Raw genomic sequence first — 16500 nt, forward strand, 5'->3', positions numbered from 1 at the left:
CGGGACGCGACTAGCCTTGCGACCATCGTGACCGAACCAACCGTCGGCAAGTCTGGTTGCCGTCTGCGCGCCGTCGACTCATGAGCGCTGTGCTGACGACTTACTGCGCCGGAGCCCAGTGACCGACACACAGGTCCGGATACACGTGCCGGGCAATCACCTCATGGTCGGGGTGCTGGGACAGCGCGACGAGCACTTGCGGTTGGTGGCAGACCACTTTGCAGATGCCGACATCCACGTGCGCGGCAACGAGATCACCGTGGCCGGGCCCAGCGCAGCGCTCGTCGGGCAGGTCTTCGAGGAGATGGTGCACGTGCTCGAGGCCGGCCAGCGCATCGAGCCCGAGATGCTCGACCGCGTCATTGACATGGTCGAGGCCGACGAGAGCCCGAGCGACGTGCTGTCCGCCCCGATCGTGCGCGCGCCCAACGGCAGGGTGGTGCGGGCCAAGAGCGCCGGCCAGAAGCGCTACGTGGAGATGATCCGCTCCAACATTGTGACGTTTGCTGTCGGGCCGGCCGGCACCGGCAAGACGTGGCTTGCGGTGGCGCTTGCCGTCGATGCGCTGATGTCGAAGGCCGTGCGGCGCATCGTGCTCACCCGTCCGGCAGTGGAAGCGGGCGAACGGCTGGGCTTCCTGCCAGGGGATCTGATGGCCAAGATCGACCCGTATCTGGCCCCTTTGTATGACTCGCTGTACGACATGCTCGATGTGGAGACCGCTGCCAAGCTGCTCGAGCGCAAGACGATCGACGTAGCGCCGTTGGCATTCATGCGCGGCCGCACGCTCAACGACAGCTTCATCATCCTCGACGAGGCGCAGAACACCACACCCGAGCAGATGAAGATGTTCCTGACCCGCATCGGCTTCGGCTCCAAGGTGGTGGTGACCGGCGACCGCACGCAGATCGACGTGCCCGGCGGCAAGAGCGGGCTGATCGACGTGGAACAGGCGCTGGACGGCATTCCCGGGCTTGCGTTTGCGCGCCTCGGCAGGCGGGACATCACCCGGCATCGCATCGTGGGCGACATCGTGGCGGCGTATGACCGGCGTGACGCGAAACGCAACGGCAGCGAGTGAACGAGTGGCTGGTGGCTGCACCGGCGATGACGGCGTGCTGATCGCTGATCGTCAGAACGACGTGCAGATCGATGCCCGGCGCTACCGCGTGCTGGTGCGGCAGGTGCTGGAGGCCGAGGGTGTGCCGCCGGGCACCGAAACCGCCGTGACGTTCGTGGGCCGCGACGAGATGGCCGAGCTGAATGAAGCTCACATGGGTCACGCCGGGCCGACCGACGTGCTCGCCTTCCCGCTGGATCTGGTGCTGGGCCCGCAGGCGCCCGACGAGACCGGCGTTCAGCTGGCCGGCGACATCGTCGTGTGCCCAGCCATCGCTGCGGTGAACGCGGAGGCAGGCAAGGGGTCTCGCCCGGGCCACGACGGTACCGTCGCCGCGGAAATCGATTTGCTCGTGGTGCACGGCGTGCTGCACTTGCTCGGCATGGATCACGCGGAGCCCGCCGAAGCCGATGCCATGCGCGCCCGCGAGACTGAGCACTTGCACAGCTTGTGGAGCCATTCATGAACTGGGTGCTGGGCATTGTCGCGGCGGCAATCCTGCTCGCGGCGGCCATGTTCCTGCGACTGGTCGAGGCGACGTTCGTGCGTCTGGGCCGAGCCCGCGCATCGGGCCTCGACGAGTCCAACGGCAACGGAGAGCGTCACAACGGCGACCGCGACAACGGGCACCCGAGCGCCTCGCCGAAGGCCTCGCTGGAGCAGCTCGTGGAGGACCGCGAGGTGGTGCTGGGTCCGGTCTCGCTGCTGCGCGTGCTGGCCCAGGTGACGCTGGTGGGCGGTGTCACCTGGGTTGCCGCGAGCCGAACGGGAGCGGCGGGCATCGTGGCCGCCATTGCCGTGACGGCCGTCGTGCTGTTCGGCGTGACCGAGGCGATGCCCCGGCGCTGGGGGGTCGAGGCCAACGACCGTATGGCGCGGGTGCTCGCGCCGGTTGCTCGGGTGCTGAGCCGCACCGGACCGCTCGCTTGGGTGGCCCGGCTGCTGGCATTCCCCGCGAGAGCCGTGGGTCCCGCTGCGACGCAGGGCGACAGCGGCGAGGTCACCGAAGACGAGCTGGTAGCACTGGCATCGGCTGCGGCGCAGGCCAGCCTGATCGAGGACAGCGAGGCCGAGTTGATCGGCCAGATCATGGAGCTCGGCGACACCATCGTGCGTGAGGTGATGGTGCCTCGCCCCGACATGATCACCGTGAGCCTCGACGACAGCGTCGCTGATGCGCTGGAGAAAGTCATCGCCTCGGGCTTCACACGTCTGCCGGTGACCGACGCCAGTGTTGATGACCTTCGGGGAATCGTGCTGGCAAAGGATCTCGTTGCCGCCTACCTGCACGGCACGCCAACGGAGCGGCCGAGCTCGGACGGCGTGGTGACGTGCGCACAGGTGCTGCGGCCGGCCACCTTCGTGCCGGAGACGAAACGGGTCAGCGACCTGATGCGCGAGATGCAGGAGTCCAAGTCGCACCTGGCGATCGCCGTGGACGAGTACGGCGGCGTGGCAGGCCTCGTGACGCTGGAGGACATCATCGAGGAGCTCGTCGGCGAGATCGCCGACGAGTACGACGCGGACGAGGCGCTCGTCCAGGAAGCGGACGACGGCGCATTCATGTTCTCGGGGCGGCTGCCCGCGTCGCGGCTGGCCGAGGTGCTGGAGCTTCGACTGCCCGAGGGCGACTGGGACACGGTCGGCGGCTTGGTGCTCGACCGCATGGGCCATGTGCCAGAGACGGGCGAGACCACGGAACTCGATGGCTGGTGCCTGTCTGCACTCGAGGTCGAAGGCCGGCGTATCAACCTCGTCGGCGCCCGGCGGGGTGCCGATCCGGCGGGTTCCGGGTAGGCCCGGAGCGGGCGGTGCGCTCAGGCTTTGTGACCCTCGTGGGGCGCCCGAATGCAGGCAAGTCGACATTGCTGAACTGCCTGGTGGGCAGCAAGATCAGCATCACTTCCGCCAAGCCCCAGACCACTCGGCTGCGTGTCATGGGCGTGCGGCACCTGCCCGACGCGCAGATCGTCTTCGTCGACACGCCCGGCATCGCCAAGCCGGTCACGCCGCTGGGGGAGCAGCTCAACGAGACTGCCCGTACCGCCGTCACCGAGCTGGATCCGCTGGACGTGATCTGCATGGTGCTCGACGCCACAGCACCGCTCGGCCGTGGCGACCGCTTGATCTGGGAGTCGCTGCCGCCGGGCATCTCCACAGTGGTCGCGGTCACGAAGTGCGACCGGGCGTCGAGGGTCCAAGTGCTCGACCAGCTTTCCGCCGCCGCGGAGTTCGACGCCGATGCGTACTTCCCCGTGTCGGGAGTGAGCGGCGAGGGCACTGATGCCTTGATCAACCACTTGGCGGCCGGCCTGAGCGAGGGACCGGCGTACTTTCCTCCCGAGAGCATCACGGATCTGCCCGATGCGTGGCGTATCTCCGAGGCGGTGCGGGAGCAGTTGCTGGCGCGACTGGGTGACGAACTTCCTTACAGCATCGCGGTCCGTGTCACCGAATGGGAGCCAGACCGCATCCGCTGCGACATTGCCGTGGAGCGGCCTTCGCAGAAGGGCATCGTGATCGGCAAGGGCGGGCGGATGCTGCGAGAGGTGGGCACGGCGGCACGCCGCGAGCTGGGCCTCGACGGTGTCTATCTGGAGCTGCGGGTCCGCGTGGAGCCGGACTGGCAGCGCACCCCCGATGCAGTCGCCCGCATGCTCGCACCCGAGGCCCCCACCGAGCCTCTCGACTGAGGGCCCTGGTCTGCTCGCGCCTCAGGCGGGGTGCTGGTTGCGGATCGAGCTGAGGAACTCGATTGCTTCGACTTGATCGATGCTGCGGCGCATGGGCGGCAGCGGATCGAGCAGGCGCGAGCGGTAGCCGGCAGTGGCGAGCCGCGAGTCGAGCACCGCCACCACGCCGCGATCGACCGTGGTACGGATCAGCCGGCCCACTCCCTGGGCCAGCATGTCTGCCGCATTCGGCACGTCGACAGTCATGAAGGCATCGCTGCCCGCGGCCTCGCGCCGGGCTGCCGCGAGCGGCTCGTTGGGCCGGGTGAACGGGAGACGGTCAATCGCCAACAGCGACAGGGCCGGCCCGGCCACGTCCACGCCCTGCCAGAAGCTCATCGTGCCGCACACCACCGTGGCGGGATCGTCACCGAGCGCGTCGAGCAGAGCGGCATTCGACAGTTCGCCTCCCTGGCGCAACACCCGGATGCCGTTGAGATGTTCAGCGAGCGCATCAGCGGTGTCATTGAGTGCGCGCCAGCTCGTGAACAGCGCGAGCGTGCGCCCGCCGACTGCGACGACGAGCTCTGCCAGCTCGTCGATGGCTGCTGCCCGGTACGCATCGCTGGTGGGGGCGGGCAGGTGCCGGGCGCAGTACAGCAGCGCATTCGCTCGGTAGTCGAATGGGCTGTCCACTGCGAGATACGTGTGGTCGGCGGTGGGCACGCCGAGCCGGCCGACGAAGTGCGGGCCGAGCGTCGCGCTGGTGAGCACGCACGCGTGGCGGCCCCACAGCCGGCTCGCGAGCAGGTCTCCCACGTCGAGCGGCGCCAAGCGCAGCCGGCCTCGGCCTTCCACCAGGATGACCGTTCCCTGCGGGGGGTCCAGCGCGGCGCGCAGCGCAGTGAGTGATTCCGCTGCGATCCGCCCGACGCGTAGCCGCTCCAGATCGGCTGCGTCGCCGTCTGCCCCCGACCGCAGCTCGGAGGCGAGTTGGGCGACCCTGCTGTCGGCGACTTCGAGCAGGCTGGCCAGGTCGCCGGTGATCGCTCCCAGGCGTGTATCGCGCAGCGGTCCGAGCTCGTCGGCCAGTCGGTTCGACACATCAGCGACGGCATCCGCAGCTGTGCCCGCGGCGCCCACCGCCCGCGCCTCGGTGGCCAGACGTGTGAATCCCGCCGGTGTGATCTCCAGTCCGGCCACCTGGGTGACAACCGGCTCGAGCTGATGGGCCTCGTCGAACACGACGGCATCGTGCGGCCCGAACAGGTAGCCGTCGCCGAACAGGTCGATGCAGTAAAGGTGCTGGTTGGTCACCACGATTCCGGCCCGCGCGGAACGGGCCCGGGCTTCCTCGGCGAAGCAGCGGTGGCCCTCGGGGCAGCGCTCGGCGCCGATGCACTCGGTGCTGGTCACCGACACCGACGACCACACGCGTGCATCGGGCGCCACCGCCAGCTCCGAACGGTCGCCGGTGCGCGTTCGGGGCACCCACTGCTGGATCTCGGACAGCTGCTGCCGCCGGGCCAGCTCGGTGGGCGTGGCCGGGCCGTCACCTAGGTCGAACTGCTGCTGCGCGTACGCGCCGAATCGATGGCGGCAGAGGTAGTTGTTGCGCCCCTTGAGCACCTCCCACCGGACTGGGCGCCCGAGCCGCTCGGCCATCCCGGCGGCCACCAGCGGCAGGTCCTTGCCGACGAGCTGGTCCTGCAGCGCCAACGTCGCGGTGGCGATCACCACTCGCTTGCCCCCAGCCGCAGCGAGCGCGGCAGGTATGAGGTAGGCGAGCGACTTGCCCACGCCCGTGCCTGCCTGGCACAGCAGCGTTCCACCGCCGGCCATCGCGTCATGCACTGCGGCTGCCATCTCGGCCTGGCCGTCTCGCTGCTCGCCGCCGCCGGGAAGCCCTGCGATCACCTGGCCGAGTACTGCAGCGGCATCGTCGGCGCCGGTGGCAGGGGCAAGGTCCCATGGCTCGTCGGACATCTGGCTCCATTCTGGACGGCGGGCGCAACGATCTGCGGCGGTGAGGGTTCTACCCTGCGCAGTGTGAACCGAGGTGCGGGAATCGATGTGTCGCGCCTGCCGACTCACGTGGCCTGTGTGATGGACGGCAACGGACGCTGGGCCCAGGCGCGCGGGCTGCCGCGTACCGAAGGTCATGCGGCCGGCGAGGAGGCCCTGATCGACACCGTCGAGGGCGCGGCCGAGATCGGCCTGCAGTGGCTCACCGTGTACGCGTTCAGCACGGAGAACTGGCGTCGCCCGCCTGCCGAGGTGCGCTTCCTCATGGGCTTCAACGAGTCGCTGCTGGTGCGGCGCAGCCATGAGCTGCACGAGCAGAACGTGCGGATCCGCTTTGTCGGGCGGCCCGATGCCCGTATCCCGCGCCGGGTCCGCGCCCGCATCGACGAGGCCGTCGAACTGACGGCGGCCAACACCGGCCTCACGTTCACGGTGGCGTTCAATTACGGCGGCAGGGCCGAGATCGTCGACGCTGCCGCCGGCCTGGTGCGCTCGGGTGTCCCCGCAGACGAGATCGACGAGGCAGCGCTTGTCAAGCATCTCTACGACGCCGAGATGCCCGAGGTCGACCTCATGATCCGGACCTCTGGCGAGCACCGGCTGTCGAACTTCCTGCTGTGGCAGATGGCCTACAGCGAGCTGGTGTTCACCGACACGCTCTGGCCCGACTTCCGACGGGGAGACCTCTTCGACGCCATCGGCATCTACCAAGCCCGTGACCGGCGCTTCGGCGGCCTGAACCGCTGAGGCCGCACGCCCGCAACGCCCACCCGACACAGCGAAGGGGAAGCCTCCGCAGATGCAGTACCGGGATCGGGGGGTGGTGCTGCGCACTACCAAGCTCGGCGAGGCCGATCGGATCATCACGATCATCACCTCCGGGCACGGCAAGGTGCGCGCGGTGGCGAAGGGTGCGAGGCGCACTCGAAGCAAGCTGGCCGGCCACGTCGAGCCGCTGCGGCATGTCGATCTGCAGCTCTACCGGGGACGCGGCGAGCTCGACATCGTGACCGGCGCAGTGACGCTCGACCGCTGGCCGACGCTGCGCTCGGATCTCGACCGGCTGGGCACAGCCATGACGCTCGCCGAGGCAGTGGACCAGTCGGTGCACGACCGGGGCGACGACCCGGTGCCGTACCAGATGCTCGTCGGAGCGCTGGGCCGCCTCGACCAGGCCCACTCCGAGATGCTGCTGCCCGCGTTCCTGCTGCGCCTGCTGGCACACGAGGGCACTGCGCCGATGCTCGACGGGTGCGTGGTGGGCAGCGGCTGCGACGGTGCGCCGATCGTGGCCTTCGACCCCGCCAGCGGCGGTGTGACCTGCGCCACCCATCGCCGAGGCCGCTCCCTGTCTGCCGGAGCGCTCAAGATGCTGCGCTCGATCATCGACGGGCGGGTGAATGCCGTGCTCGACATCGAGCTGTCCTCCGACACGCATGAGGCCGCGGCGGCCGTCACCCGTATGTGGGAGTACCACATGGACCGGCGCCTCCGAAGCGCCGACCTGCTCGGCTGAGCTGGCCTAGCGGAAGAGGCGGGGGCGGCTGTCGGGGTTCTCGACGCTCTCGTGGAGCCGCTTGAAGCGCTTCTCCGCTCGTATGTCGGCGGTCGAGCGCCACCACCTGCGGCCTCGCCAGAACGCCCCGGCGAACGCCAGCAGCGCCAGCACGACCTGCGTGCGGGCCAATCCGCCGCACAGCGGATGCTGGCTCTCAGGCGGCACATAGTCCTGCCCGGTGGCACGCATCTCGGCAATAGCGTCGTCAACTGCGTTGCGAACCTCGTCAAGATCCACATCGGGCGGGGCCAGGCTCAGCAGCGGCATCGAGCAGGTCCAGTGGACCTGACCTTCCTGAATGTCCTCATACGGGCCGCTTAAGACCGGGAGCGGCAAGAACAGCACCATCATTCCGAGGAATGCACACAGGAAGACCACGGTGGTGTCGCGCAACCGCATAGCACCGATCCTAATGAGCGACGGGCGGCCGGTGAAGCTCCGCCCGCCGAAATTCGCTCCGGCGCCCCTGCAGGCCCTCAGTACCCTTGCCGCCCGTGACGAACACCGCCGGCGCCGAATCCGAACAGCCGGGCCCTGATCCCGCGCTGTTCGACAAGATCGTCAATCTCTGCAAGCGCCGCGGCATCGTGTTCGGCTCGGCCGAGATCTACGGCGGTTTCCGCAGCGCGTACGACTACGGGCCGATCGGGGCGCAGCTCCTGCGCAACGTGAAGGACGCTTGGTGGCGCTCGATGGTGCAGATGCGCAGTGACGTGGTGGGCCTCGACGCATCCATCCTGGGCCCACCGCAGATCTGGGAAGCCTCGGGGCACCTCAAGAACTTCACCGACCCGCTGGTGGACTGCACCTACTGCAAGACCCGCCACCGCCAAGACCAGCTCGACGACCCCGACGTGTGCCCCAACTGCGGCCGGCGCGGCACCTTCACCGAGGCGCGGGCGTTTAACCTCATGTTCCGCACGCAGGCCGGGCCGGTGGAGGGCGCGGGCGCCGAGGTGTACCTGCGGCCCGAGACCGCCCAGGGCATGTTCGTGAACTTCAAGAACATCCTGGAGACGAGCCGCAAGCGGCCGCCGTTCGGCATCGCCCAGGTGGGCAAGTCGTTCCGCAACGAGATCACGCCGGGGAACTTCGTGTTCCGCACCCGCGAGTTCGAGCAGATGGAGCTGGAGTTCTTCGTGCCGCCCGCCGAGGCGCCGCAGTGGTACGAGTACTGGCTGGCCGAGCGGATGCAGTGGTATGCCGACCTGGGCATCCCCGCCCGTCAGCTTCGCCTGCGCGCCCATGACGCCGATGAGCTCAGCCACTACTCCAGCGGCACCAGCGACGTCGAGTTTCTGTTCCCGTGGGGCTGGGGCGAGCTCGAGGGCATCGCCAACCGCGGCGACTACGACCTGAGCCAGCACGCCGAACACTCGGGCCAGAAGCTGGAGTACTTCGATCAGGCCAGTGGCGAGCGGTACGTGCCGCACGTGATCGAGCCCGCTGCGGGGGCGACGCGGGCGCTCATGGCATTTCTGCTCGCTGCGTACCGCACCGAGAACGTCAACGACGAAGTGCGAACGGTGCTGGGCCTGCACCCGCGCTTGGCGCCGTACAAGGTGGCGGTGCTGCCGCTGTCACGCAAGGAGCCGCTTCCCGAACTGGCAACCGAGGTGCTCGGGCTGTGCCAGCCGCACTGGATGTGCGACTACGACGAGACCCAGGCCATCGGGCGCCGCTACCGCCGCCAGGACGAGATCGGCACGCCGCTGTGCGTCACCGTTGACTTCGACTCCATCGACGACCGCTGCGTCACCGTGCGCGACCGCGACACCATGGCCCAAGACCGTGTGCCCATTGGCGCTCTGGTCGAACATCTGGCTGATCGCTTGGATCTCTGAGCGCCATGGCGGACGCTGAGATCGGACTGAGCGCTCGCCAGCAGCAGGCCGTGGCCGAACTCAGCTTCGAGGAGCTGACCGCGGCTCTGCACCCGACGTTCGCGGGCGACGGCGGTGTAGTGCTGACGACCGGATTGGCGGCGTCGCCAGGAGCGGCATCGGGGCTGGTGGCGGTGGGCTCGGAGGCGGCGCTGGACCTGGCGTCGGCGGGCAGCACGGTGATCCTGGTTGCCACCGAGACGACGCCTGCCGATGTGGCCGCGATGGGCCTGTCGGCGGGGATTCTGACTGCCCGGGGCGGGTTGGCGAGCCATGCGGCGGTGGTGGCGCGGGGCTGGGGCATTCCGGCCGTGTGCGACGCCCGCGAGATCACGGTGGAGGCTGACTGCTTTGTGATCAACCACCGGCGCATCGCCAACGGCACGCCGATCTCGATCGACGGGTCCACCGGCGAGGTGATGCTGGGGGACCGTGAGATCGCGGAGTCGGCTGTCGGCGGGGCAGGGGCTGGCCCGGGGCCGGGTTCGGTGCTGCCGGCGGAGATCGCCGAGGTGCTGGATTGGGCGGATCGGGTTGCGGCCGGCCGGTTCGTCGTGCTCGCCAATGCGGACACAGCGGCTGACGCGGGAACTGCACGGGCAACGCGACTTTCTATTTCTGACAGACACGGCGGCTAGGTTCGCGGCATGCCGTCAACAACGTCGACTGTGCACAAGGCAGACCTCTTCAAAGTCGAGGTGTACCGAAAGCCGGACGTAGAGACCCCCGTTCCGTTATGGCGACCCAAATACGGAAGTGAGACCGCCTGGTCGATCACTCGCGATTGTCTCGCCGGGCTCGACACCGCGAGCCCCAATGGTGCAATCAGTCTTCGGGCCGCAGCAGAACTCCCCGACCTGCAGCCCGAAGAAATCGGACGGCTTCTGCACCGGGGGCGTTCAGGTCTCAGCTCAACCATCAGCGACGGAAACCAAACCCTGCTCCACAAAATGCCGGAACATGTCGACAGCACCCTCATGGCGGTGCTGTTCCATTTCCCGAAACACAGCACTGCCGGTAGGGCCGCCTTCCACGTGACTGGCAACGGGGGCTACCGAACTGCGTTGGAACCAGCGCTCCAAGGTGCTTTCGACGCTCACGGCCTGATACTCCGGCTCACCCCTATCGTGGACCTGAACGCCTACACCACCGCTATCACACAAGGGCACGTCAAAGCCTTGCGGCTATCGGTCGAAGCCAAAGACGACCCCGCGCTGCTCAGCAGCAACTACGCCCACAGCAGATTCGGGGGCAATCTCGGCAAGATAGAAGTGACCTTCAAGCCCGTGGGCAAATATCTGCCGATCCGAGATCTCGCGGACTATCTAACCGGCAATAACCAAGAGGACTTGAGCCGTGTGCTCGTCTTCGAAGACCTGCCGTTCGACAACGCCGACGTCGAGATCGAACTGCCCGACAAACGCACCCGCATGTACCGCATAGGCGACGACGAAGGGCGCACGCCGATATCGCAGTATCTGCATCTCGATTACGAAGACACGGTAGCCTTAGGAGCCGGAGCCGATGCAGACCAAGAGGGCACCTTGGACCTGGACGTGGCTGCGAACAAACTGACCGCTGAACTGCGTGACGTCATCCACCTATCAGAGGGGGACGAATGACGCCACAGCAATTGCGTGAAGCAGCGCTGATAGCGCAGCACCACTTCTACGGCCTCAACCGAGCAGCCGACGATCTGCACTTCTATACGCCAGGCAAGGTTCCGGCCAAAACCGTGCTCGCCGGATTTTTATTCCCGGCCATGTTCTCTACTGGGGCGTTCTTCCTCAACCCCCGTTGGACCGCAGACTTCGCGGCAGGCGTTTTAGTGTTCTACGGTGTGACTGCAGCGTTCTTCTTCCAGATGAGCGTGCAATGGATCGCACGCTCCCAAGAACTCCTTACCGCCGAGCAGCGACCTAGCAGCGGCCGCGACGCCTACATCGTGCTGCTCCACGACATGGGGGCCTCCGCGTCGTTCGCTGCGTTCGTCAGTCTGTTCGGCGCGGCGCTCTCAGGCGGACTACTCGTAATACCCGAGTGCTGGGCAACACGTGCCCTGTTCACAGCATCCGTGTTCGTCGCTGTCTACCTTTCGACCACAGTGATCAGGTTGGTGATGCGCGCCTTCGACCTGACCAGAGGCAACCTTCTACGGGCTTTCGAGATCAACGCCGAAGACTACCCGAACGCCTGAAAACTATCGCTGACCTGCATCTTTCCTCTCTTGGTTACTCATCTACATAACTCCCCTGCGATGAGCGATTCGAGTGCGCCGTCCGAACTGAACAACCGGCAGCGCCAAGCCGTCGCCGATCTCGGCATCGACGAACTGGTGGAGGTGTTGCATCCCGCCTTCGAGCCCGCCTCTGGCTCTTCCGAGATGGCGGTACTGACGACTGGTCTGGCGGCGTCGCCGGGGGCGGCGTCGGGGTTGGTGGCGGTGGGTTCGGAGGCGGCGCTGGACCTGGCGTCGGCGGGCAGCACGGTGATCTTGGTTGCTACCGAGACCACCCCGGCCGACGTGGCGGCGATGGGTCTGTCGGCGGGAATCCTGACCGCCCGGGGTGGGCTGGCGAGCCATGCGGCGGTGGTGGCCCGGGGTTGGGGCATTCCGGCCGTGTGCGATGCTCGCGACGTCACGGTGGAGGCTGATTGCTTCACGGTCGGGGATCGGCGCATTGACAACGGCACGCCGATCTCGATCGACGGCTCTACCGGCGAGGTGGCGCTGGGGGATCGTGAGATTGCCGCGCCGGCTGTCGGCGGTGCTGAGGTCGGCTCAGGGCCCGGTTCGGCGCTGCCGACGGAGATCGCTGAGGTGCTCGAGTGGGCGGATCAGGTCGCTGCCGGCCGGTTCGCCGTGCTCGCCAATGCGGACACCGCGGCTGATGCTGCGACGGCGCGGGCGCTCGGGGCGCAGGGCATCGGATTGTGCCGTACCGAGCACATGTTCTTGGAGCCCGACCGGTTGGAGATCGTGCAGCACGTCGTGCTGCGCGGGCACGACGAGCACGTCCACGATCTCGCAGCGGCCCAGCAAGCAGATTTTCAGGAGCTGCTGGCGGCAATGGACGGACTGCCCGTCACGGTCCGGCTGCTCGATGCGCCCATGCACGAGTTCCTTGCCGGTGCAGTCCCCGACGAGGCCGCGCAGTGGCACGAGCACAACCCGATGCTCGGCGTGCGCGGCGTGCGGCTCGGCCTGTTGCGCCCCGAGCTCTATGCCGCTCAAGTCGAGGCACTCGCAGCTGCCGTGGCCGACCGTCGTGCCGCAGCTGGCGACCCCCGCGTCGAGATCATGGTGCCGCTGGTGTCCACGGCCGGTGAGCTGACGGCCGCCGTGCGTGCGGTGCGCTCGACGTGGGAGAACGCAGATGGCGGCGGGGTGCCGCCGATCGGCACCATGATCGAGACGCCGCGTGCCTGTCTCATCGCGGGTGAGCTGGCGACCGGTGCAGAATTCGCGAGCTTCGGCACCAACGACCTCACCCAGATGACATTCGGCTTCAGCCGCGACGACACGGCGGCACAGGTCATTGCGCCCTATGTCGCCGACGGGCTGCTGGATGCCGATCCGTTCGCCTCGCTCGACCGTACCGGCGTCGGCGAGCTTGTCAGCAGCGCGATGGCGCGAGGGCGCGCCGCCAATCCGGAGCTGCGCGCGGGCATCTGCGGCGAGCACGGCGGCGACCCAGCCAGCATCGAATTCGCAGTGCAAGCCGGCCTCAACTACGTGTCCTGTTCGCCCTACCGCGTACCAATAGCCCGCCTAGCCGCCGCCCAAGCCTTGTTGACTGCCTAGCCGGCGACCCAACAGCGAAGCCACGGACGGCACGCCGCACTGCGGCGAGAGATCGTGCGCCAGCAAGCCGAGAAATCGTCGTGTGTCCGAGGGACGGCTGTGCCAAGGTGTGGATGTCGGCATGTGCCCGACGCGGAGTTGCGGATGCCTTCCCAAGCGCGGTCGAATCATGACGCCTACCAGCGTTTCCATCGCGAGCAGATGGAGGCCGACCACTTCGGCAAGATCGCCCTGTTGCACGACGGTGCAGTAGTCGGTATCTACGAAGACAGGGAATCCGCCTACTCAGTCGGCATCACGCAGTACGGGTCGGGCGAGTTCTCGTTCGAAGAGATCGGCGCCCAGCCCATCTTCGTGAGCCTGCCCATCGTGGGCCAGGAGCGTTGAATGGACTGACAGTGGCCGTTCAGAACCGGTGTCCTCCAATGAACACGGCTGCCAGTGCCTCGCCGGACATGCAATCGTAGAGCTGAGTCGTGATTAGCTGGTGCTGGTACCATATATGGCATGCACAAAACCACCGTCTACCTTCCCGAGAAGATCAAGGCAGGCGTGGAACGCGAGGCCCGACTGCGGTCGTGCTCCGAAGCCGAGGTGATCCGCCAAGCCGTCGCCGACGCGGTGTCGCGGCCCGCCCCCCGGTCAGGCATCATTCCCGGCGACAGCGCATGGGCGCTCGATGCCGACGAACTGCTTGCAGGCTTCGGCGAGTGACTGTCGTCGCTGACACCAGCGCCCTGATCGCGTTCTACAGCGAATCGGGAACCGAACATGACGGTGTGAGCGCATGGCTAGCGGCCCATGACGAGCCGATCGTTGTCTCCCCCTACGTTGTCGCGGAGCTCGATTACCTCGTCGCCACCCGCAAAGGCGTGGATGCCGAGTTGGCTGTGCTGGCCGAACTGGCCGGGGGCGCGTACGAGCTCGCCGCGATGACCACCGCTGACATAGCGCTGGCTTCGGATCTCATCGCGCGGTACCGGGATCTCGGCATCGGCATCACAGATGCCTCGTTGGTAGTGCTCGCTGCGCGCTATGGGTCCGACACGATCCTCACACTGGACCGTCGGCACTTCGGCGCACTGCGCTCTCTCAGCGGAGAACCGCTTCACATCGTCCCGCAGTAGCCGCTGCCAGGACGAGCCGATGTGTTGCAGGCAGTTACTAGCGTCATCGGCAGATGAGCATTCGGGATTCCGACGTGCAGCGTGTGCGCGAGGCGACCGATCTTGTCGCGCTCATCGGCAGGCGGGTGAGCCTGAAGCGTGTCGGCAGCCGTCACGTGGGGCTGTGCCCTTTCCACACCGAGAAGACGCCGTCATTCAGCGTCAACGGCGCTGAGGGCTTCTATCACTGCTTCGGCTGCAGGGCCTCGGGCGATGCCATCACGTTCCTGCGCGAGACCGAGCACCTGGACTTCGTCGAGGCAGTCGAGCAGTTGGCAGCTGCGGCGAACATCGAGCTCACCTACGACGCGCCCGGCGCGCAGCGCGCCAACCAGCGCCGCAAAGAGCTTCTGGACCTGCTGGAGCGCGCCGCTCGCTTCTACCACGAGCGCTTGATGAGCAGCCCTGATGCGGGCGAGGCGCGGGCGTACCTGCGACGGCGGGGCTACGACCGTGAGACGGTGGTGAAGTGGCGCCTCGGCTACGCGCCGCCGCTGTGGGATGCGCTGTGCCAGCACCTCAGCGCCCCGCCCGACCAGCTCGCCGCCGCGGGACTGGCCTACGCGGACTCACGGCGTGGAAGTGGCGCCAGCGGTTCGGCAGATGAGGCCGATGAGGCCGAGCCGTCCACGGGCAGCCAACGTGGCGAGGCATCCGACTTTTTTCGGGATCGGGTCATGTTCCCGATCAGCGACGCCAGCGGCCGGGTGGTCAGCTTCGCCGGGCGCGTCCTGCCCCGGGCGGATGAGCCGCCGCCGAAGGGCCCGAAGTACAAGAACACCGCTGGCACGGCGGTCTACGACAAGAGCAAGGTGCTCTACGGGCTACATCTCGCCAAGCAGACAGCGCGCAGCACCGAGCGGATCGTCGTCTGCGAGGGTCATACCGACGTCATCGGCTGCGACTTGGCCGGCATCTCCGAGGCAGTTGCCACCTGCGGCACAGCGCTGACCAAACAGCACGCCGAGCTGCTGTCGCGTTCCGCCAAGCGCATCGTGCTGGCCTTCGACGCCGACGCCGCAGGCCAGACCGCTGCCGAGCGAGTGCACCAGTGGGAGCGGGAGTTCGGACTCGACATCTTCGTGGCGGCACTCCCGCCCGGATCCGATCCGGGTGACCTCGCAGCGAGCAACCCGCCTGCGCTCCGCAGAGCGCTCGACGAGGCCCAGCCGCTGCACGCCTTCCGGGCCGAACGCATCCTGGAGCGGGCCGAGCTCGACAGTCCTTCAGGCCGCGATCGCGCGGCAGACGAAGCAGCCGAAGTGCTTGCCGTGTACCCGTCTGACATCTTGAGGGACACGGATTTTGAGCCCATCGCGAAGCGCATCCCAATGGAAGTCGATGACTTACGGCAACGCGTCACGAGGGCTCGTGAACGTTTGACCAATCGCCCGACGTCTGCCCAAACCCACGCGGATGAAGTTCCCCCGCCACCTGATCCCGGTGACGACTACTTCGAGGCGGAGCTCGGGGCTGAGTGGGAGCCAACGCACGAGCCGACCGGTGAGTCTGTCGCATCACCGCTAGCTCGCCGAATACATGTGTGGATCAACCAAGCGGCCCAGAACCGAGCTCGGCGAGAGCGAGAGTTGCTTGAGGCGGCGGTAGTTCTGCAAGGTGACGCCGCGGCGCTCATAACGCCGGGGCACTTTGTAAGCGACACTGCGAGAGCTGCGTTTTCTCGCATTACCTCCGACCCGCACTGGCGCAGGACCATCGAACTGCGATCAGCAGACTCAGCAGTCGCTGTCGGCGAATCTGAAGTGTTCGATGACGACATCGGCCAGCTCTTGGCATCAATCGCAGCGGAGGGAGAGAAGCTGTCGGTCGAGGGTGCGATCGACCGGATCGCGAAGTCTTGGTCGGATCGCGTGCAGGGCGAGATAGCCCGGATGAGTGACGGTGACGTGATTCCCTTTGTCCACATTGAGGAGGACATCTCGAAGGATGAGCGTTACCGGATACACCGCGCCATGCGGATCCGGCTGGTACGGCGTCGGAGTGAGCTGAGAGATGTCAATCTTCAGGTGGGCGCGATACAAGACCTTGCGAGATTGGACCGAGGAGAGATAGGTCTGTCCGAGATCCTCGCCGCGGAACCGGCTCCGAGTTGATGAGCTACTGATGGCCTGCCAACGGCCGCGGCCGAGTGCTCCGGGGGTGGGGCTCGAACCCACGACAAACGGATTAACAGTCCGCTGCTCTGCCAACTGAGCTACCCCGGACCGAACGGGCCGCGCTGCGCCCCGAACGTGCGGAGCAACGATACCG

The 16500-nt window shown here is 67.2% G+C and carries 17 protein-coding genes and 1 tRNA gene; 15 read left to right on the forward strand and 3 right to left on the reverse strand.

Annotated features, from left to right (window positions below; genetic code table 11):
• The first annotated feature begins 118 nt into the window (after nucleotides 1-118).
• From ACOGI8_RS08290 to era, 4 genes are read left to right on the forward strand one after another with little or no spacing between them, the layout of a single operon-like run.
• A complete protein-coding gene (locus ACOGI8_RS08290) occupies nucleotides 119-1081 on the forward strand; it encodes a PhoH family protein (protein ID WP_419853334.1) in 963 nt (320 codons plus the stop codon).
• 4 nt (nucleotides 1082-1085) lie between these two features.
• Nucleotides 1086-1586 carry an rRNA maturation RNase YbeY gene (gene ybeY / locus ACOGI8_RS08295; protein ID WP_419853335.1) on the forward strand — a complete coding sequence of 167 codons (501 nt, stop codon included), beginning with the start codon at nucleotides 1086-1088 and terminating at the stop codon, nucleotides 1584-1586.
• Nucleotides 1583-2917, forward strand: a complete 1335-nt coding sequence (locus ACOGI8_RS08300) for a hemolysin family protein (RefSeq protein ID WP_419853336.1) — start codon at nucleotides 1583-1585, stop codon at nucleotides 2915-2917. Before ybeY ends, ACOGI8_RS08300 begins: the two co-directional genes overlap by 4 nt.
• A gap of 29 nt (nucleotides 2918-2946) precedes the next feature.
• Entirely contained in the window at nucleotides 2947-3813 is an 867-nt protein-coding gene (era, locus tag ACOGI8_RS08305; protein ID WP_419853337.1) for a GTPase Era, read from the forward strand.
• 21 nt (nucleotides 3814-3834) lie between these two features.
• Here the strand turns inward: era and ACOGI8_RS08310 are convergent, their stop codons facing one another.
• Nucleotides 3835-5778 (reverse strand): ATP-dependent DNA helicase, encoded by a 1944-nt coding sequence (locus ACOGI8_RS08310; protein WP_419853338.1) that lies wholly within the window; start codon nucleotides 5776-5778, stop codon nucleotides 3835-3837.
• A 63-nt stretch (nucleotides 5779-5841) separates the two neighbouring features.
• Here ACOGI8_RS08310 and uppS point away from each other — a divergent pair, with 63 nt between their 5' ends.
• Nucleotides 5842-6564 (forward strand): polyprenyl diphosphate synthase, encoded by a 723-nt coding sequence (gene uppS, locus ACOGI8_RS08315; protein ID WP_419853339.1) that lies wholly within the window; start codon nucleotides 5842-5844, stop codon nucleotides 6562-6564.
• Between the two features lie 52 nt (nucleotides 6565-6616).
• A complete protein-coding gene (gene recO / locus ACOGI8_RS08320) occupies nucleotides 6617-7333 on the forward strand; it encodes a DNA repair protein RecO (protein ID WP_419853340.1) in 717 nt (238 codons plus the stop codon).
• 6 nt (nucleotides 7334-7339) lie between these two features.
• Here the strand turns inward: recO and ACOGI8_RS08325 are convergent, their stop codons facing one another.
• Nucleotides 7340-7774, reverse strand: a complete 435-nt coding sequence (locus ACOGI8_RS08325; protein WP_419853341.1) for a hypothetical protein — start codon at nucleotides 7772-7774, stop codon at nucleotides 7340-7342.
• 95 nt (nucleotides 7775-7869) lie between these two features.
• Between ACOGI8_RS08325 and ACOGI8_RS08330 the strand changes: the two genes are divergently transcribed.
• The 9 genes from ACOGI8_RS08330 (at nucleotide 7870) to dnaG (ending at nucleotide 16343) form a co-directional block, all read left to right on the forward strand.
• On the forward strand, nucleotides 7870-9219 hold the full coding sequence (locus ACOGI8_RS08330) for a glycine--tRNA ligase (protein ID WP_419853342.1): 1350 nt from the start codon (nucleotides 7870-7872) through the stop codon (nucleotides 9217-9219).
• A gap of 5 nt (nucleotides 9220-9224) precedes the next feature.
• Nucleotides 9225-9896, forward strand: a complete 672-nt coding sequence (locus ACOGI8_RS08335; RefSeq protein WP_419853343.1) for a PEP-utilizing enzyme — start codon at nucleotides 9225-9227, stop codon at nucleotides 9894-9896.
• A 9-nt stretch (nucleotides 9897-9905) separates the two neighbouring features.
• Nucleotides 9906-10880: a hypothetical protein gene (locus ACOGI8_RS08340; RefSeq protein WP_419853344.1), complete on the forward strand. Its 975-nt coding sequence runs from the start codon at nucleotides 9906-9908 to the stop codon at nucleotides 10878-10880.
• Nucleotides 10877-11455: a hypothetical protein gene (locus ACOGI8_RS08345; protein WP_419853345.1), complete on the forward strand. Its 579-nt coding sequence runs from the start codon at nucleotides 10877-10879 to the stop codon at nucleotides 11453-11455. Before ACOGI8_RS08340 ends, ACOGI8_RS08345 begins: the two co-directional genes overlap by 4 nt.
• A gap of 60 nt (nucleotides 11456-11515) precedes the next feature.
• A complete protein-coding gene (locus tag ACOGI8_RS08350) occupies nucleotides 11516-13063 on the forward strand; it encodes a putative PEP-binding protein (protein WP_419853346.1) in 1548 nt (515 codons plus the stop codon).
• 144 nt (nucleotides 13064-13207) lie between these two features.
• Nucleotides 13208-13450 carry a hypothetical protein gene (locus ACOGI8_RS08355; RefSeq protein ID WP_419853347.1) on the forward strand — a complete coding sequence of 81 codons (243 nt, stop codon included), beginning with the start codon at nucleotides 13208-13210 and terminating at the stop codon, nucleotides 13448-13450.
• 120 nt (nucleotides 13451-13570) lie between these two features.
• Entirely contained in the window at nucleotides 13571-13777 is a 207-nt protein-coding gene (locus ACOGI8_RS08360; protein WP_419853348.1) for a CopG family transcriptional regulator, read from the forward strand.
• A complete protein-coding gene (locus ACOGI8_RS08365) occupies nucleotides 13774-14190 on the forward strand; it encodes a PIN domain-containing protein (protein ID WP_419853349.1) in 417 nt (138 codons plus the stop codon). The genes ACOGI8_RS08360 and ACOGI8_RS08365 overlap by 4 nt, the downstream gene beginning before the upstream one ends.
• A gap of 53 nt (nucleotides 14191-14243) precedes the next feature.
• The gene (gene dnaG / locus ACOGI8_RS08370) at nucleotides 14244-16343 is read left to right on the forward strand and encodes a DNA primase (RefSeq protein ID WP_419853350.1); all 2100 of its coding nucleotides are present in this window, start codon (nucleotides 14244-14246) and stop codon (nucleotides 16341-16343) included.
• Nucleotides 16344-16381: 38 nt separating this feature from the next.
• Here dnaG and ACOGI8_RS08375 read toward each other — a convergent pair.
• A tRNA-Asn gene (locus ACOGI8_RS08375) sits at nucleotides 16382-16454 on the reverse strand.
• Between the last annotated feature and the right edge of the window lie 46 nt (nucleotides 16455-16500).

It is taken from the genome of Candidatus Poriferisodalis sp. (genome assembly GCF_965204195.1).
In the GTDB taxonomy this organism is placed as follows: Bacteria; Actinomycetota; Acidimicrobiia; order Acidimicrobiales; family Poriferisodalaceae; genus Poriferisodalis.

Bases quoted from the DNA above. Each gene is read 5' to 3' on its own strand.
- recO (WP_419853340.1), top strand. From the start codon at position 6,617: ATGCAGTACCGGGATCGGGGGGTGGTGCTGCGCACTACCAAGCTCGGC.
- ACOGI8_RS08350 (WP_419853346.1), top strand. From the start codon at position 11,516: ATGAGCGATTCGAGTGCGCCGTCCGAACTGAACAACCGGCAGCGCCAA.
- ACOGI8_RS08310 (WP_419853338.1), bottom strand. From the start codon at position 5,778: ATGTCCGACGAGCCATGGGACCTTGCCCCTGCCACCGGCGCCGACGAT.
- ACOGI8_RS08345 (WP_419853345.1), top strand. From the start codon at position 10,877: ATGACGCCACAGCAATTGCGTGAAGCAGCGCTGATAGCGCAGCACCAC.
- ACOGI8_RS08300 (WP_419853336.1), top strand. From the start codon at position 1,583: ATGAACTGGGTGCTGGGCATTGTCGCGGCGGCAATCCTGCTCGCGGCG.
- ACOGI8_RS08355 (WP_419853347.1), top strand. From the start codon at position 13,208: ATGCCTTCCCAAGCGCGGTCGAATCATGACGCCTACCAGCGTTTCCAT.
- ACOGI8_RS08360 (WP_419853348.1), top strand. From the start codon at position 13,571: ATGCACAAAACCACCGTCTACCTTCCCGAGAAGATCAAGGCAGGCGTG.
- ACOGI8_RS08325 (WP_419853341.1), bottom strand. From the start codon at position 7,774: ATGCGGTTGCGCGACACCACCGTGGTCTTCCTGTGTGCATTCCTCGGA.
- ACOGI8_RS08340 (WP_419853344.1), top strand. From the start codon at position 9,906: ATGCCGTCAACAACGTCGACTGTGCACAAGGCAGACCTCTTCAAAGTC.
- ACOGI8_RS08335 (WP_419853343.1), top strand. From the start codon at position 9,225: ATGGCGGACGCTGAGATCGGACTGAGCGCTCGCCAGCAGCAGGCCGTG.
- dnaG (WP_419853350.1), top strand. From the start codon at position 14,244: ATGAGCATTCGGGATTCCGACGTGCAGCGTGTGCGCGAGGCGACCGAT.